The 396-nt window shown below is 48.7% G+C and carries 1 protein-coding gene; it reads left to right on the forward strand.

All coding sequences use genetic code 11. The features are described from left to right. Positions 1-31: 31 nt before the first annotated feature. The coding region (locus AC5WOF_RS19410; RefSeq protein WP_496051590.1) for a condensation domain-containing protein at positions 32-396 on the forward strand (365 nt) is incomplete at its 3' end.

Genomic DNA, 396 nt, shown 5'->3' on the forward strand with positions numbered 1-396 from the left:
GGTGTCCCAGCAGCATGGGATGACGTTTTTTATGACGGCCTTGACCGTATTTCAAACGTTATTGTCTCGATATACCGGAGCTGCTGATGTGGCAGTAGGAAGTCCGATCGCGGGACGATCGCAAACAGAATGGGAAGGGCTCATCGGATTTTTTGTCAATACTTTGGTGTTTCGCAATGATTTGTCGGGAGAACCGACATGGAACGAAGTGTTAGAGCGGGTGAAAACCACTGCCATCGAAGCCTATGCTCATTCGTCTGTTCCCTTTGAACGGGTAGTGGAAGAAGTAGCGCCAGATCGTCATTTGAGTCATTCTCCTTTGTTCCAAGTGATGTTCTCGGTAGAAAACGAAGCATGGCAAGCACCAGAGATACCCGGATTGACGCTTGAGGAAGT

This window comes from Shimazuella sp. NTD250 (assembly GCF_059510375.1).